The sequence below is a fragment of the Ferrovibrio sp. genome, from assembly GCF_041906005.1.
Classification (GTDB): domain Bacteria; phylum Pseudomonadota; class Alphaproteobacteria; order Ferrovibrionales; family Ferrovibrionaceae; genus Ferrovibrio.
Map to the genome: position 1 here is coordinate 1,573,804 of NZ_JAYRJY010000001.1, position 19,417 is coordinate 1,593,220.

The window sequence follows — 19,417 nt, forward strand, 5'->3', positions numbered from 1 at the left end:
AGAACGGTCTTGCATAAAAAACAACGGCTGATGGTAAATGCCCCCGAAAGCTAGTGCACCGAGCGACCATCAAGCAACCACAAACTGCAATCTGATCTGAGCCTTACAATTCTGAGGCTGGAAATTCAGCCGCGCTTGGTGCCGCGCATGCCGGTGCATTGCCGCAGATCGGCTCCGCCGATATTCACTTTTTCAAAAATAGTACTAGAGAAATCAATGCCTTCGACGACGGCGCCACGCAGATCGACCCCGGTCAGATCGGCATTGTCAAATCGTGGAAAGATGGTCTTGCCGGTCCGCTGATTGAGCGCATTGAAGATTTCCACCCCGACAAGCTGGGCGCCGCGGAACACCGCCCCGGCCAGCAGCGCCCCGGAGAAATTGGCACCGCCCAGGCTGGCCTGGTCGAAATTCGCCTTGCGCAGATCGGCACCGATGAAGCTGGCAAACAGAAGCTGGCTGCGGGTGAAGTAGGCGCCGGCCAGGTTGGTATCGTGGAAAATAGCGGCGCGCAGGTCGCAGCTGGAGAAATCCACGCCGGGCAGCTTCATGTTGCTGAACACCGCGCGTTCACCGGACAGGCCATTGGAGGCAATCCACTTGCCGTGGGCAGCCATCTTGGCTTCGATCTCGGCCGGCAATTGCACCTGACTGCGATAAACCGCGCCCTGCAGGTTGGCGCCCGTAAGATCGACGCCGGTGAGATCCACGCTGCGCAGGTTGGCACCACGCAAGTCACAGCCGGCCAGCTTGGCGCCGTCCAGATTGGCACCGACGAAAGTGGTATCCTTCAGCCGCGCACCGGAGAAATCGGCACCCGACAGATCTGCACCGGTGAGATTGACGGCGAATAGCGAGGCGCCGACGAAAGTGGCGCCGACCGCGCTGGAATTGCTTAAATTCGCCTGATCCATATGGGCATGGCCCAGATTGGCTTCATCCAGGTTCGCACCGGACATATTCACAGGCACGTCTTCGGGTTTCTCCTCGCCTTCCTTTTCATGGCGCACGATCTGGCCGGGGCGCAGATCGGCCTGGCGGAACGAGGTCTGCTTCAGAGTCGCCATAAGGAAATTGGCGCCGCGCAGATCAGCCCGGTCGAACATCGTGCGGGTCAGGTCGGCATGGGTGAAATCGCTGCCAAACAGATCGGCGCGCAGGAACTGCGCCGATTGCAGCGAGGAACCAGCAAAGCTGCAGCCGGGCAGGATGGCATCATCCAGCACTGCGCCATCAAGCTTGAGATCGGACATGTCCTCGCTGCGCCGCTGCATCCGGACTCCACCGGGGCGGCTGTTCAGATAGGCGCTGTGACGCGATAAGGCCCAGACGACGGGCTCCGGCGGGATCCGCGCGGACATGGCAGCTATTTTCTATGATCGTTCGGGTACATCTGTTGCCACTTTAGATAATCGGCGGCGGCATCGCCATGCTTTTGTCATACAGACAAGCCGTTATTCACCCTTCCCTCTTCCCGGCAGTGCCGCTACTGTGACGCGAGATACAGGAGAGACGCGCGTTATGGCCGCCGCAAGCCGCAAAGCGACCCGCAAGCCCAGCAAGGCCAAAACCAGCAAGGCCAAAACCGGCAAGGCCAACGCCAAGGCAAAGACGCTGGCAGGCGCCAAAGCGAAGGCGGTAAAGCCCAAAGCCAAAACTGCAAAGCCGAAAACCAAGACTGGCAAACCGAAAGCAGCGAGCCCGCGCAAAAGCGCCGCCAGGAAAGCGCCGCCCTCCAACCGGCGCCGGTTCGACCGGCGAGACACCCGCATCGCGGCGAAACTGGAACATGCCGGCGGCGTCACCGAAGGCACTGTCACCAACCTGTCGCTGGAAGGCTGCCTGTTTGCGCCGCGTATCGCGCTGAAACCCGACAGCCGCATCAAGCTCTATCTGGCCAACGAGACCAAGCCGGTGGCTGCCACGGTGAAGGCGGTGAGCGACCTGGGCGTGCATTGCCTGATGCATGCTGGCGGCGTGACCCTGGGCCGGCTGTCGACCGATCTGGACGACATGGCCCTGCTGATGCTCAGCGCCGGACGCCCCCATGTAGTGACATCCAAGCCCGAGGCCAAGCGCAAATAACGCGTTTGGGTTTTCCGCCTAGTTTTCCATGAGGCGCGGCAAGACCGTCATCAGGCCGGGAAAGGCCATGGCGATCAGCAGGCCCGCGCCCTGCAGCAGGAAGAAGGGCACGATCCCGCGATAGACAATGCCCATATGCAGCGCCTTGGGCAGCACACCCTTCATATAGAACAGCGTGTAGCCGAAGGGCGGGGAAATATAGCCCATCTGGATCGTGATGGCATAGAGCACGCCAAACCAGATTTCGTCGAAGCCGAGGAATTTCACGATCGGGATGAAAACCGGCACGGTGAGCAGAATAATGCCGATCTCGTCCAGCACAGTGCCGAGAAAAATCAGGATCAGCAGCATCACGGCCAGGATCACATAAGGCCCGACCTCCAGCGACTTGATCATGCCCAGCAGGGAATCCGCGCCGCCCAGGCCGGTGAAGATCGCCACATAGGCCTTGGCGCCGATGGTGATCCACAGGATCATCGCCGTGGCCTTGCCGGTATCGGCCGCCGCCGAAACCAGCGCATCGACATTCAGCTTCCGCTCGATCGCGGTGGCGATCAGCGCGCCGAACACACCCACGGCCGCCGCTTCGGTGGGCGTGGCAATGCCAAGGAAGATCGAACCGAGGATCAACAGGATCAGCAGGCCGGGCAGCACCAGCGCCTTCAGGGCGGCCAGCCGCTGGCGCAGCGGCGCCGGCGCGTAATCCTCGCGCAACGGCGCGGCGCCGGGCTTCAGCCAGGCCACCAGGATGATATAGATGATGTAAAGCGCCGCCAGGATCAGGCCGGGCACCAGGCCGGCAATCAGCATCTTGCCGATCGAGACCTGGGCAGTAACGGCATAGACGATGGTGAGCACCGAGGGCGGAATCAAAATGCCCAGCGTGCCGGCGGCGCAGATCGTGCCGGTGGCAAGTTCGGGGCTGTATTTACGGCGCAGCATCTCGGGCAGGGCCAGCATGCCCATGGCCGTGACGGCGGCGCCGACCACGCCGGTCATCGCCGCCATGATCACGCAGATCACCACCGTGCCGACGGCGAGGCCCCCGCGCAGGCGACCAAACCACAATTCCATGGCGCGGTAGAGTTTTTCGATCACGCCTGAACGCGACAGCAGGGCCGCCATCAGGATGTAAAGCGGAATGGCCAGCAGGGCCTCGGACTTCATGGTGTCGAAAATCTGCAGCACCAGAATGATCACCGCCTGGGGATTCCAGAACAGCACAGTGATCAGCAGCGACAGGCCGCCCAGCACGAAGGCGATCGGCAGGCCGGTCAGCATGAACAGCGTCAGACCGCCGAACATCAGGATGAGGATGGCGGTCGAGTTCACAGCGCGGCCTCCTCATGATGCAGGCCGGCGGTACCCGGCGCACGGAACAGCACGCGCAGGAATTCGGCCAGCGCCTGCAGCAGCATCAGCACGAGCGACAGCGGCACCGCCGCCTTGGTCCACCAGATCGGCGGATTCCAGGCCGAGAAGGAGGTTTCGCCATAGTTGAAGGAATCGATGGCTGCCGGCAGCGAAAACCAGAGCAGGATGGCGCAGAAGGCGACGATGATCGGCAGATTGACCAGCTCGACCAGGCGATCGGCCTGCACATTCAGGCGCTGGCGCAGCAGATCCATCGCCACATGCCCCTTCTGGTGCAGCACATAGGGGCCGGCCAGCAGAAAATACGGCCCGAACAGCAGCACGGCCAGCTCCATGCCCCAGACGGTCGGCGCATTGAAAGCATAACGCATCGCCACATCGATCAGCATGACCGGCACGATCAGATAGATCAGCAGGATGGCGAAATAAAAGGCCGCGCGGTTGACGGCGGTGACGGCGCCGACGAAGCCGGCGATGACGGGCGGCATGGGCTCTCCCGATGAACTGGAGAAAAAAAGCGGCGGATGCCGACTGGCACCCGCCGCAGGACGCGATTTAAGCCAATACGCCGAGACGCTTCATGAAGGCAACCTGGCTGTCCAGGATCTTCTTGGCCAGTGCGTTGTCCTTGGTCGCCGCCTGCCAGGCCGCCACGGCCTTGGGCCGGTTGGCGAGGATGTCGGCCGGATCGAAGGTGTGGATGGTGCAGCCCTTGGCTTTGTACTTCTCCAGCACCAGCGCGTCCTGCACCAGGATATGCTGGCGCAGGCTGGACGAGATTTCGCGCGCCGCAACGGCCAGCGCCGCCTTGAATTCGGCCGGCAGCTTTTCATAGGCGCCGCGATTGGCGACGTAGCTGGTGGCCGTGGTGGGTTGATGCACGCCGGGCAGCACAACATGCTTGGCTACTTCGGCGATGCCGGCCTCGAAATTGGCGGTCAGGTCGCCGCGGTCGGCGATGTCGATCACACCCTTGTCGAGCGCCGAATAGACTTCGCCGGTCGGCAGCGGCGAGACGCTGACGCCGAAGGCGCCCATCACGGCCGAGGCCAGACCGACGAAGCGGCCTTTCTTGCCGGCCAGGTCGGCGATCTTGGTGATCGGCATCTTGGCGTGGATCGGCTCCTGGCCGTAGATGGTCGGCGCGATATACATCAGGCCGGCCGGCGCATAGGCTTCGCGGGCCATATCCAGTCCGCCCATCTCGTAGAACCAGGCTTCATACTGGTCGGATTCAGGGAAACCAAACGGAATCGTGCTGGTGAAGGCAAAGGCGGGGATCTTGCCGGCCTCGTAGCCGTCGAAGGTCTTCATCATCTCGAAAGCGCCGCCGCGCACGGCATCGAAGGCCTGTGCCGCCGGCACGATCTGGCCGCCGGCAAACAGCTCGATGGCGAACTTGCCGCCAGTCAGCTCGGCCACGCGCTTGACGAAACGCTCCTCGAATTTCTGCGGCGTGGTGCCCGGATCCCACAGCGACTGCATGCGCCATTTCACGGCACCGCTCTGGGCCAGGGCAGGTGTCGCGGCTGCGAAAGTGGCGACTGCCGCCAGAGTGGCACCCGAGCCGAGCAGCTTGCGTCGATTGATCGTCATTCCAGTTTCCTCCATTGGATTGTTTTTCTTAAGTAATGCTACGCGTGATGTCAGGCCTTGCGCAGACGGGCGAGGATTTCGGCCGCGCGGTCGGTGCGCACGTCATGGCTGGCGGCCAGTTCGGCGGCGACCTTGTCGATCTCCTCGCCGGTGGCGCCGGCAACGATGGCGATATTGCGGGCATGCAGCGCCATATGACCGCGCTGGATGCCTTCGGTGGCCAGCGCACGCAGGGCGGCCATGTTCTGCGCCAGACCGACGGTGACCGTGATCTCGGCCAGTTCCTGCGCCGTCGCGACGCCGAGGATGCGCAGCGCCAGTTGAGCCAGCGGATGCGTCTTGGTGGCGCCGCCGACCAGACCCAGCGCCATGGGCATTTCCAGCGTGCCGACCAGGCGGCCGTCGTTGCTGAGTTCCCAGGTGGTGAGTGAGGTGTAATGCCCACCGCGCGCCGCCCAGGCATGGGCGCCGGCCTCGATGGCACGCCAGTCGTTGCCGGTGGCCACCACCACGGGATCGATGCCGTTCATGATGCCCTTGTTGTGGGTGGCGGCACGATAAGGATCGACGGCAGCGAAGGTATAGGCATCCAGGATGCCGTCGATGATGCGGCGGCCGGAGAATTCCTTGGTCGCCAGCGCGTCTTCCGTCAGGCTGACGCGGGCGCGCGCTAGGCGGCGGTCGGCCAGGTTGGACAGGATGCGCAGCCGCACGTTGCCACCGGTGATGCGCTCGACGATGGGGGCCACCGTCTCAGCCATGGTGTTCACCGTGTTGGCGCCCATGGCATCGCGCACGTCGACTAGCAGATGCAGTACCACGATGGGTCCGCGCGGCGTCTGCGGGAAGACATGCACCTCGATGTCGCGGCAGCCGCCGCCTAGGCCGACCAGCACCTTGTCGCGCGCATTGGCGGCGGCGAGGATATCGTCGCGGGCGGCCAGGATCTGCAGCCGCGCGCCATGGGGATCGGACAGGCCGATCACCTGCACCTGGGCGCGCATGATCGGCATGGTGGACGAGGTTTCGAAACCGCCACAGCCACGCGCGATGCGCGCCATGTAGGAGGCGGCGGCGACAATGGAGGGTTCCTCCACCGCCATGGGGATCAGATAGTCGCGCCCGTTGATCTGGAAATTGGTGGCAACGGCAAAGGGTAGCTCGAAGGTGCCAACCACATTCTCGATCATGCCGTTGGCGCGCTCCACCGGCAGGGCACCGGGCGCGGCCAGCAGGGCACGGTCGGCATCGCTCAGGCCCGCAGCATCCGCCAGCGCCGCCAGACGCTGCGCGGGCGTCATGTTGCGGTAATTCTCGATACGCGAATTGACACTTCGCCCTGCCGCATTGGCAGAGACCGCCTTGCTCATCGGTGTTTCCTCCATTTGGCCGCTGCCTGTGCCGGCGCGGCCCTGATGACGGCCCAAAATCGCGGTGCATGCCCTTTTAAACAAGGGACAATTGGCGCTATTGTCCGATCAACTGTACTTGTGAAATTACTGGTACAGTTTAGCAGGAGCCAGCATCATGCGGATCGCCAGGGCGGAGCAGATCGCCCGCAACATCGCCCAGCAGGTGGAACGTGGGCATCTGGTGCCGGGCACGCGACTGGGTTCGGTGCGCCAGGCCGCCACCGAGTTCGGCGTATCGAAAAACACCATGGTCGAGGCCTATGACCGGCTGGTGGCGCAAGGCTACCTGGAACCCAAGCGCGGATCGGGTTTTTATGTGGCGCGGCCGCGACCGAAGGCATCGGCGGCGATCCGACCCGCCCATGTCAGCGAGGCGATCGATCTGGTGTCGCTGCTGCGCGAACAACTCAACCAGCATTATGCCGTGCGCGTGGGCGATGGCCGCCCGCCGGCGGCGTGGATGGAGGGTTCCGAACTCGGCCGCCATCTGCGCCCCAGCATGCGCGGTGGCGAACGCATCGAACATGGTTACGGCGCGCCGCAGGGTTATGGCCCACTGCGCGAAATGATCGCCGGCCGGCTGATCGAACGCTCGATCCATGTGACTGCCGAACAGATACTGCTCACCTTCGGCGCCAACCATGCGCTGGACCTGATCGTGCGGCATTTCATCGAGCCGGGCGATGCCGTGCTGGTCGATAGCCCCGGTTATTATCCGCTGTTCGGCAAGCTGCGATTGGCACGCGCCAACGTGATCGGCGTGCGGCGCACGGCCGACGGCCCAGATCCGGAAGACCTGGAGGCCAAGGCGGCGCAATATCGCCCACGCCTGTTTTTCACCCAGACCCTGGCGCATAATCCGACCGGTACCTCGATGACACCGGCCGGCATCCATCGCCTGCTGCAGCAGGCCGAACGGCTCGGCATGATCCTGGTGGAAGATGATCCTTTCGCCGATCTGCTGCCGCCGATCACGGCGCGGCTGGCGACACTCGATCAGTTGGAACGGGTCATCTATGTCGGCACGTTTTCCAAGACACTGTCGGCCAGCCTGCGCACCGGGTATATCGCCGCGGCGCCGGCCCTGATCCGTTCGCTCACCGACGTGAAGATGCTGACCGTGGTGAACAGTTCAGGTTATGTCGAACGCCTGATCCACGACCTGATGGCCGACGGGCATTACCGCCACCACCTGAACCGCCTGCGCGAGCGCGTGACCCGCGCCTCCAGCCAGGCGATGACAGACCTGGCCGCGATCGGCCTGAGGGATTTCAGCGCACCGGCCGGCGGCTATTACCTGTGGTGCCCACTGCCCGAAGGCGTCGACGATGTTGCGCTGGCCCGCCGCGCCTCGGAGGACGGCATTTTCCTGGCGCCGAGTTCGATCTTCACGCTGGACCGCGAGGCGCATCGGCCGGCTTTGCGCATCAATGTCGCCTATGCCGACGATCCGGCCTTCCTGGATTTCATGCGCAGCGCCTGCGAAGGAGCGGTTTGAGCCTCAGTTTTTCGCGGCGGCGATCACCCGCCCGATGCTGAGCATGCCGCCCATCAGCAGGATGCCGAGCAGGCCGATGGCGACCAGGACATGGGTGGAATGCGCCACCGCGCCGAAGACCAGCGCCATCAGCATCGCCGCCACGCTGGCAACTGCTGCCGCCAGGCCGCTGCCGGCCGGCAGTTCGTCGAGTTGGAGGTTGCGCAGGGCCAGGGTGTCGCAGGCCAGCCAGTAGGATTGCCCGGCCACGGCGGCAACAAAGAAAACCGGCGCATAGGCTTCCGCCGTGCGCCAGCCCAGATGCAGATCGAGCAGCAACGCATAACCGGCGGCCAACAGCGCCAGCACGGGAGCGGCGCGCAACACCAGTTCCACATGCCGGTCCAGGATACGCGCCAGCAGCAGACCGGCCAACGCACCGCCGAGCGTGGAAGCGGCCACGAACAGGCCCAGCGCATGGGCCGCGCCGGTGACATTGGCGGCATGAATGGCAAAAAAGGGCACCGTCATGTCAATACTCTGCGCCACGGCGCGCATCTGCAGATACGAACGATACCAACGCGAGCGGCCGGCAAGCCGAAACCCATCGGCGAGCGAGGGCAGCCGTGTTCCGGCCGCCGCGCCGCGGCTTTCGAAAAACAACAGGATCGCCAATGCGCCGAGCACAAGGCAGAAAGCGGCGATCAGCAGCTTCCAGCCATAACCGTCGATGCTGCGCGGCGCGGTATGCTGGCTGTAGAACATGACCAGCAATGCAACGGTGAGCAGGCCGCCAGCGGCAAGACGAAGCGCCAGCAATGCACCGCGCCGGTGCACCGGGATCGCCTTGGCCGCCAATTGACGGAACCCCAGGCCGCCCAGCCCATTGGCCAGGCCAACCAGGAGCAGCAGAATGACGATGGTGGCAATGGCGAGCAGCGGCGGCAGCAGCCAGGCGGCCAGTGCCATGCCGCCCAGTGCGATGGCCTTGCCGAAAGTGGCGAACCCGACCAGCAGCTTTGCCTGCGGCGCCCGTACCACCGCCGGACCCAGCGCGAGGCTGGCGGCTAGCTGGCCGAGCCGTACCAGCGGCACGGCGGCCGAGACCACGAAGGGAAACGCGCCCAACGCATGCAGCAGCCACGGCACGACGATATTGGGCGATGCGATCTGGTCGCTGGCATCGACCAGCGTGCCATTGGCGATGCCAAGGCTGAAATTGCGCCGCAGCAGCGGATCGCTGTCGGAGGGCTGGTCGGGTGCGGTCATGCAGAAAAGCGGATAGGTCCGGCGGCTGATGGATACTGGCCGCCAGATTGAATCCGGCAACGCGGCCGGAGGCAAGCCCCGGCTGCCTTGCCGCCGCAGGACTCAGCGCAGGCCGTCGACGCCCTTGATCTCGCTCGCCGCCAGGCCGCCCAGCCGGGCATGGGGTCGGCCACCGGTGGCCATGCCGAGCGCATAGACGATCTCGTCGGCGCGCGGCGCATCGTCGATGCTGACGCCGACAGTATGGAAATGCGATCGCACATAGGCGGCATTCACATGGCCCAGCGGCATCATCAGCCGCGCGCCGACCGCACCGACCATCTTGCCCGCCGGCACAATCGCCTTGGTGTCACCCAGGATCGCGCGCATGCCCCAGCCGCCCGAAGGATGCCACATGGCACCGTGTTCCAGTTCGCCGTCGGCTCCGACGATGGCGCCCTTGCCATAGGCCTCGATCTCCGCCGGCTGCGCCTCCAGCGCCTTGAGCAGACGGCGCGCCACCTCGCGGCCCAGCTCGTTCAGGGCCTCCATGCCGGGCAGCAGGTTTTCCTCATATCGGCCGGCATAGGGATTCTGCACGACAACGGCAGCGGTACCGATGCGCAATGGCACTTTCAGATCCGGACCACGGTCATGCAGCACTTCCTCGACGGCCGTGACGTATTTGCGCACCTTCCACATGGCGGCCTCCGCGCTCAGGCTTCGTTGACGACGGGATTGCGCAGGATGCCGATCTTCTCGATCTCGACCTCCACCACGTCGCCATGCTTCATGAAATGCGGCGGTTTGCGGCTCCAGCCCACTCCGGCCGGCGTGCCGGTCACGATCACGTCGCCCGGCACCAGATCGAAGATGGTCGAGCAGTAGTTGATGATGGTGGGAATCTTGAAGATCAGGTTGCTGGTATTCGACGACTGCTCGGTCTTGCCGTTCAGCCGCAGCTCCAGCTTCAGGTTCTCCGGCTCGGGGATTTCGTCCGCCGTCACCATCCAGGGGCCGAAAGCGCCGGTACCGACGAAATTCTTGCCCGCAGCGATCTGCTTGGCATGGAACTGCCACTCGCGGATGCTGGCATCGTTGTAGCAGGCATAGCCGGCGATATGACTGTAGGCATCGGCCGGCGCGATGTGGCGGCCGCCCTTGCCGATGATCAGTGCCATCTCGCCTTCCCAGTCGAGTTGTTCCGACACCTTCGGCCGGATGATCGGCTGGCCATGGCCCACTTGCGAGCGCCAGACGCGCAGGAAAATCGGCGGAAACTCCGACAATTCGCGATGCATGCCGGCGGCCAGCACTTCCTGGTGATGGTCCATGTAGTTGCGTACCAGGCAGACGATCTTTTCCGGCCGCGGGATGACGGGCAGGAAACTGATGGCGGAAACCGGGATATCGGCGGCCAGGCCCTGCACGATGCGGTCGCGACCGGCAAAATCGGCGCTGGCGATGAAATCGGCCAGCGCCGGATATTTGCCGCCGAAATGACGGCCGAGATCGACAATCCTGTCGCCCTGGACCGCGCCCCAGGATTCCCGCCCCTGATAGGTGAAGGAGGCCAGCTTCATAGACGTTTGCTCCGCAATGCTTGTGTGACGTGAAGAAGGCCGGGCCGTACCGGCGGATGAATGAACCCGCTGTTATGAAACCGGCGCGGCGAGCGCCTGTGTCTTCATGGCGGTCATGACGTTCTGCGCGGTCTTTTCGACATGCTCGCGCAGCAGTTCGGTGGCCAGCGCCGCATCGCGGGCCAGTGCGGCTTCCATCAGGCGGCGATGTTCCGAGGTCTTATTGCGCGGCCGCTTGCGATAGATGGCCGACAGGCGGCGATAGCGTTCGGCCTGATCGAACAGGCTGGCGCAGAGATTGATCAGACGGCGCGAATTCGTGCCCGACAGCAGCGCCATGTGAAAATCGCGATGGCGCTCGCTCCACTCCTCCGACAGCGGCGCGCCGTCGCCGGTGATGCGCTTCTCCTCGCGCTCCAGCCTATAGAAGGCTGCGACAATGCGGGCCTCCCATTCATCGTTGCCCTGGGCGATAGACGCCTCGATGGCCTCGCGCTCCAGCATCACACGCATCGCCACGATATCCTGCAGATCTTCCAGCGAGATCGGCGCGACGCGGAAACCGCGATTGCCCTCGGCCGTCACCAGGCCCTCGGCGGTGAGGCGGTTCAGCGCCTCGCGCAGCGGCGAGCTGGAAATCGCATGTTCCTTCTGCAGCACCTCGATCTTCAGCTTTTCACCCGGGAGGGCCTCGCCACGCAGGATGGCCTGGCGCAGCACGGCATAGGCCTTTTCGACCAGGGTGGTTTCGGCATCGGGGCGCGGGACGGTGACGGTGGGTTCCATCGGTTCAGTCTATGTCGGGACTACTGCAGGATGATAATGCATTGTTATGGACATTATGCATAAAATCAGTCTTAATGCAAATATTAAACGACGCCACACAGATAGGCGGCGCGTGAGAAAAACTTAAAAAGGAGAGGAAACACATGGCATTACATCGCTTCGCCGGCGCCCTGCTGGGCGCCGCCCTGCTGGCCGGCCCGGCCATCGCCTCGGATTACCCCTCGCGGCCGATCACCCTGATCCACGGCTTTGCGGCGGGCGGCACGGCCGATGCGATTTCACGCATCCTGGCCCAGCCGATGTCTGAGATCCTGAAACAGCCGGTGATTGTTGAGCAGCGCACCGGGGCCGGCGGCAACACCGCCTCGCGCGTGGTGGCCACAGCAGCGCCTGATGGCTACACCCTTGGCCTGCCGACTGGCGGCCATGCCGTCTCGGCTGGCCTGTACAAGAGCCTGCCCTTCCATCCGGTCGACAGCTTCGAGATGATCTCGACTGTCGTCTATTACGCCTTCGCCATCGCGGCGCGGCCGGATTTCGAAGCCAATGACATCAAGGGCCTGGTCGCGCTGGCCAAAAGCAAGCCTGGCAAGCTGGATTACGGTTCAGCCGGCGTCGGCTCCACCCATCACCTGACCGGCGAATTGCTGGCTTCAATGGCCGGCATCCAGTGGAACCACATCCCCTATCGCGGCGAGGCGGCTGCCTTCACCGGTCTGCTGAGTGGTGAACTGCCGATCATCATTGCCACCACAGTAACGGTGGCGCCCCAGCTCAAGGCCGGCAAATTGAAGGCATTGGCTGTCAGCTCGCCGACGCGGCTCCGCGACATGCCAAATGTGCCAACCGTGGCGGAAAGCGGCATCCCGGGCTTTGACGTGCGCACCTGGGCCGGTCTGTTCGCGCCCAAGGGCACGCCTAAGGATATCGTTGCCAAGCTGAACGCTACGGTGCAACAGGCGCTGGCGCGGCCGGAGGTGAAGACGCGGCTGGAAGAAGTGGTGGGCGGCGACGCCCAGGGCAGCACGCCGGAGGAAATGAAGGCGATGGTGGCACGCGAAGCCGCGCGCTGGACCGACGTGATCAAGAAAGCCAACATTCCTCAGCAGGAGTGAGCGCGTGAAAACAGTCGTCATCCGACGCACTGGCGGCCCGGAGGTGCTGGAAACGGTGGAGCAGCCGATTCCAGCACCCGGCCCGGGTGAAGTGGTGGTGCGAGCCGCCGCCATCGGCGTCGGCTGGCCCGACGTGCTGATCCGCACCGGCGTCTACAAATGGATGCCTCCCCTGCCGACCAGCCCGGGCAGCGACATGACCGGCACGATCGCCGCCATCGGACCGGATGTGACAGCGCTGGCCGTGGGCGACAGCGTGCTGGTGACGGCGCGCGACCTGAAGCAGCGCGGCGGCTGCTATACCGAATATCTGCTGGTGCCGGCCACGGCACCCTATCGCCTGCCGGCCGGCATCGACCTCGATTCCGCCGCCTGCCTGCCCAATTACCAGGTGGCCTGGGCCATGCTGCAGGAAAGCCGCGGACAGCGCATCCCGCACAGTATTTTCATCGCCGGCGCGGCGGGCGGCGTGGGCAGCGCGGCCGTGCAGCTCGCCCGTCATCTGGGCATGAGTGTGATCGGCACCGTGAGTTCGTCCGACAAGGCCGCTTTCGCGCGCCGGCAAGGCGCAGAACATGTGATCAACTACAGGCTCGAGCCTGTGCTGCAACGCGTGCTGGACATCACCGCCGGCCGTGGCGTCGATCTGGTACTGGATCATGTCGGCGGCGCCGGCCTGATCGACAGCCTGAAGATGCTGGCGCCCTGGGGCTGCGTGGTTTCCTATAACGCGGTTGCCGGAGCGCCAGAAGCGAACATATTCGCCGAGATGCGCGCGTTGCTGTCGAAGAGCCTGACGCTGCGCTGCTTCTCGATGCACAGCTACGATGCCGAACCCGAGCGCCGGCGCAAACTGATGACCGACGTGATCAGCCTGCTGGATGCCGGCGCCATCCGCCCGGCCGTTGGCTTGACCCTGCCGCTGAGCGAGGCGACCGAGGCGCACCGGTGCATCGAGCAGGGCAACGTGTTGGGCAAGATTCTGCTGAAGCCGTGATATTTCGTTAACGGGGATTTCCCATGGTCGAACCGATCATCCGCATCAAAGACATCGCCTGGATCAGGCTGCGCTCTCCCGACCTCGACATGCAGGAAGAATATCTTACTGCATTCGGCCTTGTGCGGGCCGAACGCACGGCCAACGCGCTGTATATGCGCGGCACGGATCCGGTGCACCACATCCATATCACAGAAAAAGGTGATCCGGCCGTGCTGTGCATCGCCTTTTGGGCGCGATCGCTTGACGACCTGCACAAGCTTTCACGCGAAGGCGATGGCGTTTCGCCGGTGGAAGACATCGACGAACCCGGCGGCGGCAAGCGCGTGCGGCTGACCGAGCATAACGGCATGGGCATCGAGGTCGTATGGGGCGTGCAGGAGGTGGCAGCCCTGCCCGTGGAGCCGGTGGCCCTGAATTTCGGTTATGCCAAACAGGCACGCGAAGGCGCCCTGCAGCGCGTCGAGCATCGGCCCTGCCGGGTCAAGCGCATCGGTCATGCCGTGATCTCGACACCCGAGATCGAGAAGTCGGTGGCCTGGGCGCACCGACATCTGGGCATCGTGAAGTCTGACGACGTGCATGCCGAGGACGATCCGAACCTGCTGCTGGCCAGCTTCAATCGCGTCGATGCCGGGCCGGATTATGTGGATCACCACGTGATGATGTTCGGTCGCCACCAGAAATCCGGTCTCAACCATGTCTCGTTCGAGGTGCAGGATATCGACGACCTGGCCGTTGGCCACGATGCGATGATGCGCAAATACCCCGACCTGCATCTGTGGGGCCTGGGCCGCCATACCCTCGGCAGCCAGATCTTCGACTACTGGCTCGACCCCTGGGGCCGCGTGCACGAGCACTGGACGGATACCGACGTGCTGAATGACGCGCATCCCTTCCGCCGTCACCCCAAGAGTACTGGCCTGCATTCGCAATGGGGCCCGCAGGCTCCCCAGGCCTTCCGCGACGCCGCCAGCCGTTGAGGCCCAACACCGCCGAAGGGGTGCAATAACGCGCATTCTGTGCCATCAAGCTGGGCAGCCGGCGCGGACCGGCCCCTGCGGGCGACATGAGCACAAACCCTTCTCCACAGCGCATTGCCATCATCGGTGGCGGGCCAGCCGGCCTGATGGCGGCCGAGGTGATCGCGCGCGAGGGCGGCGATACCGTCGCGGTGACGGTGTTCGAGCGCATGCCCAGTGTGGGCCGCAAGCTGCTGATGGCCGGACGCGGCGGCCTGAACATCACCCACTCCGAGGCGATCGAGCGGTTCCACACGCGTTACGGCGCGGCGGAAGGCTGGATGCGCACGGCACTGGAGGCCTTTCCGCCCTCCGCCCTGGTGCAATGGTGCGAAGCGCTGGGCCAGCCGACCTTCGTGGGCAGCAGCGGCCGCGTCTTCCCCCGCGCGATGAAGGCCAGCCCCCTGCTGCGCGCCTGGCTGACACGATTGAACGACCTGGGCGTGACGCTGAAGCCCCGCGCGGAATGGGCCGGCTGGGCTGCCGATGGTACCCTGCGCTTCGCCGATGGCGGCATCTATGCCGCCGATGCCACTGTGCTGGCACTGGGCGGCGCTTCCTGGCCACGCCTGGGCGCCGATGGCACCTGGGCCACTTTGTTGTCCGATATCGCGATAACACCGCTGCAACCGGCCAATTGCGGCTTTCATGTCGATTGGTCGGAGCATTTCCGCAGCCGCCATGCCGGCAGCCCGCTGAAACGCATCGCCCTCAGCTTTGCCGGCCAGACGATCCGCGGCGAGGCAATGATCGGCGCACAGGGCATCGAAGGCGGCGCAATTTATGCCCTGTCGGCGCGGCTGCGCGATGCCATCGCACGCGATGGCGCGGCAGAGCTGCTGATCGACCTGCGGCCCGACATGGACGACGCCGAGCTGCACGAAAAACTGAGCCAGCCGCGACGTGGCGCGTCGCTGGCCAATTTCCTGCGCAAGCAGATCAATCTGCCGCCGGTGGCGATTGGCCTGATACAGGAGGCCTTGCACGGCGGCAGTACCGCATCTCTGGAAACGCTGGTGCGTGGCCTGCGGCTACGATTGACCGCGCCTTTCGGGCTGGCGCGCGCCATCTCGACCGCCGGCGGCATCGCGCTCGATGAACTGGACCAGCATCTGATGCTGCGCAAACGGCCGGGCGTGTTCGTTGCCGGCGAGATGCTGGACTGGGAAGCGCCGACCGGAGGGTACCTGCTGCAGGGTTGCATGGCCACCGGCGTTGCCGCCGGCCATGGCGTGCTGCGCTGGCTGCGGCAGGCGCACCCCGCCTAAGCGGCGAATTTTAGCTGCCAGCGGCGGCCGACGCGGCCTGCTGCGGCTCGGGCAGGCCCATCAGCCGACAGGCATTCAGACCGATCATCTTGCGGATATCTGCTTCACTGTAGCCGAGCCCGAGACAGAGCCGGATAACGGAGCGGAAGCCCGCGACCGGATGCGGGTTCTTGGCCTGGCCAAGATCCGATCCCAGGATCGTACGCTCGACGCCGGCCGCTTCGATCAGTTGTTTAAGCTGCTCGCCGGTGAATTTCTTGTTGTAGGTCTCGTTGATGAACATGCAGAAGGAATGTTCGATATAGGCGCCCATATCGGCCAGTTCCTTGATGTCGCGCAGATTCGCATCGATCACGAAGGTTGGATGATTGACGAGCAGGCGTTTCACGCCGCGTTTCTTGGCCTCATCGAACAGGGGCCAGATCTCGCTTATATGCAGATGGCCGGCCGACAGCACACAGTCGGATTCGGCGATCATGTCGAGGATCGGCTTGACCTCCTCCTTCAGCTCGCCCGTGTCGGTGACGACCGACAGGCCGGTGGGCTGCAACATTCTCTCTTTGGTCGGCAGGATGACATGGCGGTGGCCGTGACGCAGATGGTTCGCGGCGCTGAAGGTCGGCATCCACACGATATGCCCGCCCAGCTTGAGCATATGGTCGACCGCATAGGGATTCAGCCCGCCGACCGTGTTGTTGAGCGCCACGCCGGTCAGCAGATTAAGCCGCAGATCGGGCATGGTCTCTTCGATATATTTCGCCACCGGCGTCACGGAGTAGTAATGATCCTTGAACAGGATCGCATGCATGCCCGCATCCTGGGCCTCCAGGATCGCCTGCAGATGGTCCAGCGAGCGCGGCATTACTGACGGGCCGCTATGGCAATGCAGGTCTACGGCGCCGCGCAGGATGTCCGCGATCACCGATTCGGGCGCATCGGAATATTCTTCGACGGTTTTGGAAAAGGTAAGAATAGGATCGCCGCTCATTGCCGTATCTCCTGCTTTTTGGTGTTGACCGCGCCTAGCCCCAGCCGACGGTGCTTTTCCGTGGGCCGGATTGTTCAGCCTGCGGCGTCATGCCGATGATTTCGCCGAGTGTCGAATAATTCGGCCCGCCCAACCGCGCGACGGGACGCAGACGGGCGGTGTCGATCTTGTTGTCCACGGCGAGACCCTCACGGATATGAAACAGCTGGATCTCGCCGACGAAGAATTGGTTGTTGCCGAAATCGACCACCTTGTGCAGCCGGCACTCCATGGCGATCGGCGCCTGCGCCACCCGCATGGGTGCCACCAGCTTGCTGGGCAGTAGTTCGAGTCCGAGCTGCTCGGCTTCGCTGACCTCGGGTGGATATTCCGCTCCGCTGCGATGCAGGGAATCCAGCAGGGTCTCATCGCCGATATGGACAACGAATTCCTGCGTCTCGTGGATATTGCGCGCCGTATCCTTGAAGCCGTCGGCCCGCCGTCCAATGCTGACACCCAGCATCGGCGGACGGTGTGAAACGAACGTGAAGCAGCTGAATGGCGCTAGATTTGATAAACCGGATGCAGACCTGGTGCTGATCCAGGCGATCGGTCGTGGCACGACGACCGCGCACAGCAGTTTATAGGCAGCTTCGCCCGAAAGATCGGCAGGACGGATTTCCTGCATGGCGATCAGCCAAGCGTTTCGCGCATCTCGGCGAGACCCTTGCTGGCCGCCTGACGCAGGAAACCCTGGTCCGAGTTGAAAATGAAGGTCGTCGCTCCCTGACCTCGCAGCCATTCCGCTTCAGGCTTGCCGCCGACATAGACGCTGACCGGCTTGTTCACCTTGCACGCGGCCGCAGCGATTTTTTCCACCGCCGTGCGGACCGCTGGCGGATTGGGCGTTTCGTCGCCGAAGGCCGCCGTCAGGTCGCCGCGACCGATAAACAGCGAATCAATTCCCTCCACCGCGGCGATGGCATCGATCTGGTCGAGGGCTTCCGGGTCCTCGATCTGCGCGATGACCGTCACCGTCTCGTCGGAGGCGCGGATATGCTGCCACATTGGCACGGCGGTATAACCGCCGGCACGGGTGCTGGTGGCGTAACCACGCCGGCCGCCGCGATAGCGGCACATACCCGCCACTTCGCGCGCATAGGCGACACTTGCCACATGCGGGATCAGCAGGCCGGTGGCGCCGCAATCCAGCACGGACAGGATTGAATCCGGACCGGAGACCCGCACCAGCGCCGGGATATTGCTACCGCGTGCCGCCATCAGCGCGATGTCGGTCGTGGTGCGATCAAACGGTGCATGTTCCTGGTCGATAACCACGAAATCGAAACCCAGCGATGCGACGATTTCGGTGGCATGACTGGTTGGCGTCTTCAGGAAAGTGCCAACCAGTTTGTCGCCGGCCAGCATGCGCTGCCGGAAAGAACGCGTTTCTGTCATTTTCTAAAACCCAGCCACTCTTTACTCGGGCATCGGATAGTCGTCGGCATTCAGCACCCAGCCGGGTTTCAGCGAGAAATCCATGCGTGGAGGGCAGAACAGGTCAACGAGCTGGTTCAGTCCCTTGCCGACGGCTTCCGTGGTGTGCACCGACGGCGGCGGAATGACGGCAATGGACGGGCTGCCGCACAATTCATGCTGGTCGTCGCGCCAGATATGCTTGTTCGGTGTCCACGGCCAGCGGATGTGGTGGAGGAACTCGCCTTCCAGCGCCAGCGAACCCTGTTCGAAATCGTCATGATGATGCGGCGAGAGCGTGGTCGGGTCACGTGGCCCCTGGCGCGGATCGATATAGTTGATCATGAGCGTCGTGCAGCGCCAGATACGCCCAAAACGGCCTTTTTCCGGCGGCACATCAAGCGAATAGACACGCAGCTTCAGGCCATCCTTGGGCATCGGCCAGGGTTTGGCTGGGGCCACGGCCGGCTTCGGCTCGCGGTAGGAGGCGTTATTGATGCACTTCGCCACCAGATCGGCCGATTGCGTGGTGAACATGCGCACGATGCGGCCAGGTTTAAGCACTTTCACACTTGATTGGCCGGGCGGAATGAAGGCCAGCGAATTGCCCTTCACCAATTGCGTGCTCGTCTGCGTTCCCTGGGTGGTAGTGATTTCCACCTCGATCTTCGGGTCGTCCAGGATGATGGCGTATTCGTCTGGCTGCGCCGCACGCGCCAACACTGCGCCTTCGGCCGGATCGGTGATGGCGATCAGGAAATTCTGGCCGCGCGCATACCAGGTTTTGCCCTCGGGACCGCTATCCTGCGGCGGCTCCTGATAGAAGCGCACATACTCGCAGTCGCCATAAGCGGTGACGGGCGCGGCCGGCGCGCCGGCTGGCTTGGTCGCCAAGCTGGCTCGTGGATCGCTGGGGTTGTACACGGCATGCCTCCCTCGTCATGAGCCGGGTGATTGACCCGGATCATACGGAAGCTGAAGCGCCGCGTGGCGAAATTTCCCGCCGCGTTC

Annotated in this window: 19 protein-coding genes; 6 read left to right on the forward strand and 13 right to left on the reverse strand. The window is 63.9% G+C overall.

Translation table 11 applies throughout. The annotated features are described in order from the left end of the window. Nucleotides 1-125: 125 nt before the first annotated feature. Nucleotides 126-1,253, reverse strand: a complete 1,128-nt coding sequence (locus ACE3OO_RS07565) for a pentapeptide repeat-containing protein (protein ID WP_374301402.1) — start codon at nt 1,251-1,253, stop codon at nt 126-128. A gap of 268 nt (nt 1,254-1,521) precedes the next feature. Between ACE3OO_RS07565 and ACE3OO_RS07570 the strand changes: the two genes are divergently transcribed. Beyond that, nucleotides 1,522-2,085: a PilZ domain-containing protein gene (locus ACE3OO_RS07570; protein WP_374301404.1), complete on the forward strand. Its 564-nt coding sequence runs from the start codon at nt 1,522-1,524 to the stop codon at nt 2,083-2,085. A gap of 18 nt (nt 2,086-2,103) precedes the next feature. Here the strand turns inward: ACE3OO_RS07570 and ACE3OO_RS07575 are convergent, their stop codons facing one another. The 4 genes from ACE3OO_RS07575 to ACE3OO_RS07590 all read right to left on the reverse strand — a co-directional run bounded on the left by ACE3OO_RS07575 (nt 2,104) and on the right by ACE3OO_RS07590 (nt 6,425). Beyond that, a complete protein-coding gene (locus ACE3OO_RS07575; RefSeq protein ID WP_374301406.1) occupies nt 2,104-3,417 on the reverse strand; it encodes a TRAP transporter large permease subunit in 1,314 nt (437 codons plus the stop codon). Continuing rightward, nucleotides 3,414-3,947 (reverse strand): TRAP transporter small permease subunit, encoded by a 534-nt coding sequence (locus ACE3OO_RS07580; protein ID WP_374301408.1) that lies wholly within the window; start codon nt 3,945-3,947, stop codon nt 3,414-3,416. Before ACE3OO_RS07580 ends, ACE3OO_RS07575 begins: the two co-directional genes overlap by 4 nt. A 67-nt stretch (nt 3,948-4,014) precedes the next feature. After that, nucleotides 4,015-5,055: a TRAP transporter substrate-binding protein DctP gene (gene dctP, locus ACE3OO_RS07585; protein ID WP_374301410.1), complete on the reverse strand. Its 1,041-nt coding sequence runs from the start codon at nt 5,053-5,055 to the stop codon at nt 4,015-4,017. Nucleotides 5,056-5,105: 50 nt separating this feature from the next. Continuing rightward, entirely contained in the window at nt 5,106-6,425 is a 1,320-nt protein-coding gene (locus tag ACE3OO_RS07590) for a hydroxymethylglutaryl-CoA reductase, degradative (protein WP_374301412.1), read from the reverse strand. 157 nt (nt 6,426-6,582) lie between these two features. Here ACE3OO_RS07590 and ACE3OO_RS07595 point away from each other — a divergent pair, with 157 nt between their 5' ends. Beyond that, nucleotides 6,583-7,965 carry a PLP-dependent aminotransferase family protein gene (locus tag ACE3OO_RS07595; protein ID WP_374301414.1) on the forward strand — a complete coding sequence of 461 codons (1,383 nt, stop codon included), beginning with the start codon at nt 6,583-6,585 and terminating at the stop codon, nt 7,963-7,965. 3 nt (nt 7,966-7,968) lie between these two features. On the opposite strand, the gene ACE3OO_RS07600 is transcribed toward ACE3OO_RS07595, so the two are convergent. From ACE3OO_RS07600 to ACE3OO_RS07615, 4 genes are all read right to left on the reverse strand, one after another. After that, a complete protein-coding gene (locus ACE3OO_RS07600) occupies nt 7,969-9,213 on the reverse strand; it encodes a hypothetical protein (protein ID WP_374301416.1) in 1,245 nt (414 codons plus the stop codon). A 102-nt stretch (nt 9,214-9,315) separates the two neighbouring features. Next, nucleotides 9,316-9,894, reverse strand: coding sequence for an amino acid synthesis family protein (locus tag ACE3OO_RS07605; protein WP_374301418.1), 579 nt, complete (start codon nt 9,892-9,894; stop codon nt 9,316-9,318). Nucleotides 9,895-9,908: 14 nt separating this feature from the next. Continuing rightward, a complete protein-coding gene (locus ACE3OO_RS07610; protein WP_374301420.1) occupies nt 9,909-10,775 on the reverse strand; it encodes a fumarylacetoacetate hydrolase family protein in 867 nt (288 codons plus the stop codon). Between the two features lie 72 nt (nt 10,776-10,847). Beyond that, entirely contained in the window at nt 10,848-11,561 is a 714-nt protein-coding gene (locus ACE3OO_RS07615; protein WP_374301422.1) for a GntR family transcriptional regulator, read from the reverse strand. Nucleotides 11,562-11,704: 143 nt separating this feature from the next. Between ACE3OO_RS07615 and ACE3OO_RS07620 the strand changes: the two genes are divergently transcribed. From ACE3OO_RS07620 to ACE3OO_RS07635, 4 genes are all read left to right on the forward strand, one after another. Continuing rightward, on the forward strand, nt 11,705-12,676 hold the full coding sequence (locus ACE3OO_RS07620) for a Bug family tripartite tricarboxylate transporter substrate binding protein (protein ID WP_374301424.1): 972 nt from the start codon (nt 11,705-11,707) through the stop codon (nt 12,674-12,676). Nucleotides 12,677-12,680: 4 nt separating this feature from the next. Then, nucleotides 12,681-13,673, forward strand: a complete 993-nt coding sequence (locus ACE3OO_RS07625) for a zinc-dependent alcohol dehydrogenase family protein (RefSeq protein WP_374301426.1) — start codon at nt 12,681-12,683, stop codon at nt 13,671-13,673. 23 nt (nt 13,674-13,696) lie between these two features. Continuing rightward, the gene (locus ACE3OO_RS07630) at nt 13,697-14,656 is read left to right on the forward strand and encodes a hypothetical protein (RefSeq protein WP_374301428.1); all 960 of its coding nucleotides are present in this window, start codon (nt 13,697-13,699) and stop codon (nt 14,654-14,656) included. Nucleotides 14,657-14,742: 86 nt separating this feature from the next. Beyond that, a complete protein-coding gene (locus ACE3OO_RS07635) occupies nt 14,743-15,963 on the forward strand; it encodes an NAD(P)/FAD-dependent oxidoreductase (RefSeq protein WP_374301430.1) in 1,221 nt (406 codons plus the stop codon). A gap of 10 nt (nt 15,964-15,973) precedes the next feature. On the opposite strand, the gene ACE3OO_RS07640 is transcribed toward ACE3OO_RS07635, so the two are convergent. From ACE3OO_RS07640 to ACE3OO_RS07655, 4 genes are read right to left on the reverse strand one after another with little or no spacing between them, the layout of a single operon-like run. Further along, the gene (locus ACE3OO_RS07640) at nt 15,974-16,951 is read right to left on the reverse strand and encodes a DUF6282 family protein (protein ID WP_374301432.1); all 978 of its coding nucleotides are present in this window, start codon (nt 16,949-16,951) and stop codon (nt 15,974-15,976) included. A gap of 34 nt (nt 16,952-16,985) precedes the next feature. Continuing rightward, nucleotides 16,986-17,618: a flavin reductase family protein gene (locus ACE3OO_RS07645; RefSeq protein WP_374301434.1), complete on the reverse strand. Its 633-nt coding sequence runs from the start codon at nt 17,616-17,618 to the stop codon at nt 16,986-16,988. Between the two features lie 5 nt (nt 17,619-17,623). Next, nucleotides 17,624-18,388, reverse strand: a complete 765-nt coding sequence (locus tag ACE3OO_RS07650; RefSeq protein ID WP_374301436.1) for an HpcH/HpaI aldolase/citrate lyase family protein — start codon at nt 18,386-18,388, stop codon at nt 17,624-17,626. Between the two features lie 21 nt (nt 18,389-18,409). Then, entirely contained in the window at nt 18,410-19,330 is a 921-nt protein-coding gene (locus ACE3OO_RS07655; RefSeq protein WP_374301438.1) for a hypothetical protein, read from the reverse strand. Between the last annotated feature and the right edge of the window lie 87 nt (nt 19,331-19,417).

Excerpts from the sequence above, each read along its gene's own strand:
- ACE3OO_RS07650 (WP_374301436.1), bottom strand. The coding sequence starts at position 18,388 with ATGACAGAAACGCGTTCTTTCCGGCAGCGCATGCTGGCCGGCGACAAA.
- ACE3OO_RS07595 (WP_374301414.1), top strand. The coding sequence starts at position 6,583 with ATGCGGATCGCCAGGGCGGAGCAGATCGCCCGCAACATCGCCCAGCAG.
- ACE3OO_RS07600 (WP_374301416.1), bottom strand. The coding sequence starts at position 9,213 with ATGACCGCACCCGACCAGCCCTCCGACAGCGATCCGCTGCTGCGGCGC.
- ACE3OO_RS07615 (WP_374301422.1), bottom strand. The coding sequence starts at position 11,561 with ATGGAACCCACCGTCACCGTCCCGCGCCCCGATGCCGAAACCACCCTG.
- ACE3OO_RS07635 (WP_374301430.1), top strand. The coding sequence starts at position 14,743 with ATGAGCACAAACCCTTCTCCACAGCGCATTGCCATCATCGGTGGCGGG.
- dctP (WP_374301410.1), bottom strand. The coding sequence starts at position 5,055 with ATGACGATCAATCGACGCAAGCTGCTCGGCTCGGGTGCCACTCTGGCG.
- ACE3OO_RS07645 (WP_374301434.1), bottom strand. The coding sequence starts at position 17,618 with ATGCAGGAAATCCGTCCTGCCGATCTTTCGGGCGAAGCTGCCTATAAA.
- ACE3OO_RS07610 (WP_374301420.1), bottom strand. The coding sequence starts at position 10,775 with ATGAAGCTGGCCTCCTTCACCTATCAGGGGCGGGAATCCTGGGGCGCG.
- ACE3OO_RS07630 (WP_374301428.1), top strand. The coding sequence starts at position 13,697 with ATGGTCGAACCGATCATCCGCATCAAAGACATCGCCTGGATCAGGCTG.
- ACE3OO_RS07620 (WP_374301424.1), top strand. The coding sequence starts at position 11,705 with ATGGCATTACATCGCTTCGCCGGCGCCCTGCTGGGCGCCGCCCTGCTG.
- ACE3OO_RS07605 (WP_374301418.1), bottom strand. The coding sequence starts at position 9,894 with ATGTGGAAGGTGCGCAAATACGTCACGGCCGTCGAGGAAGTGCTGCAT.
- ACE3OO_RS07640 (WP_374301432.1), bottom strand. The coding sequence starts at position 16,951 with ATGAGCGGCGATCCTATTCTTACCTTTTCCAAAACCGTCGAAGAATAT.
- ACE3OO_RS07580 (WP_374301408.1), bottom strand. The coding sequence starts at position 3,947 with ATGCCGCCCGTCATCGCCGGCTTCGTCGGCGCCGTCACCGCCGTCAAC.
- ACE3OO_RS07570 (WP_374301404.1), top strand. The coding sequence starts at position 1,522 with ATGGCCGCCGCAAGCCGCAAAGCGACCCGCAAGCCCAGCAAGGCCAAA.
- ACE3OO_RS07590 (WP_374301412.1), bottom strand. The coding sequence starts at position 6,425 with ATGAGCAAGGCGGTCTCTGCCAATGCGGCAGGGCGAAGTGTCAATTCG.
- ACE3OO_RS07565 (WP_374301402.1), bottom strand. The coding sequence starts at position 1,253 with ATGTCCGATCTCAAGCTTGATGGCGCAGTGCTGGATGATGCCATCCTG.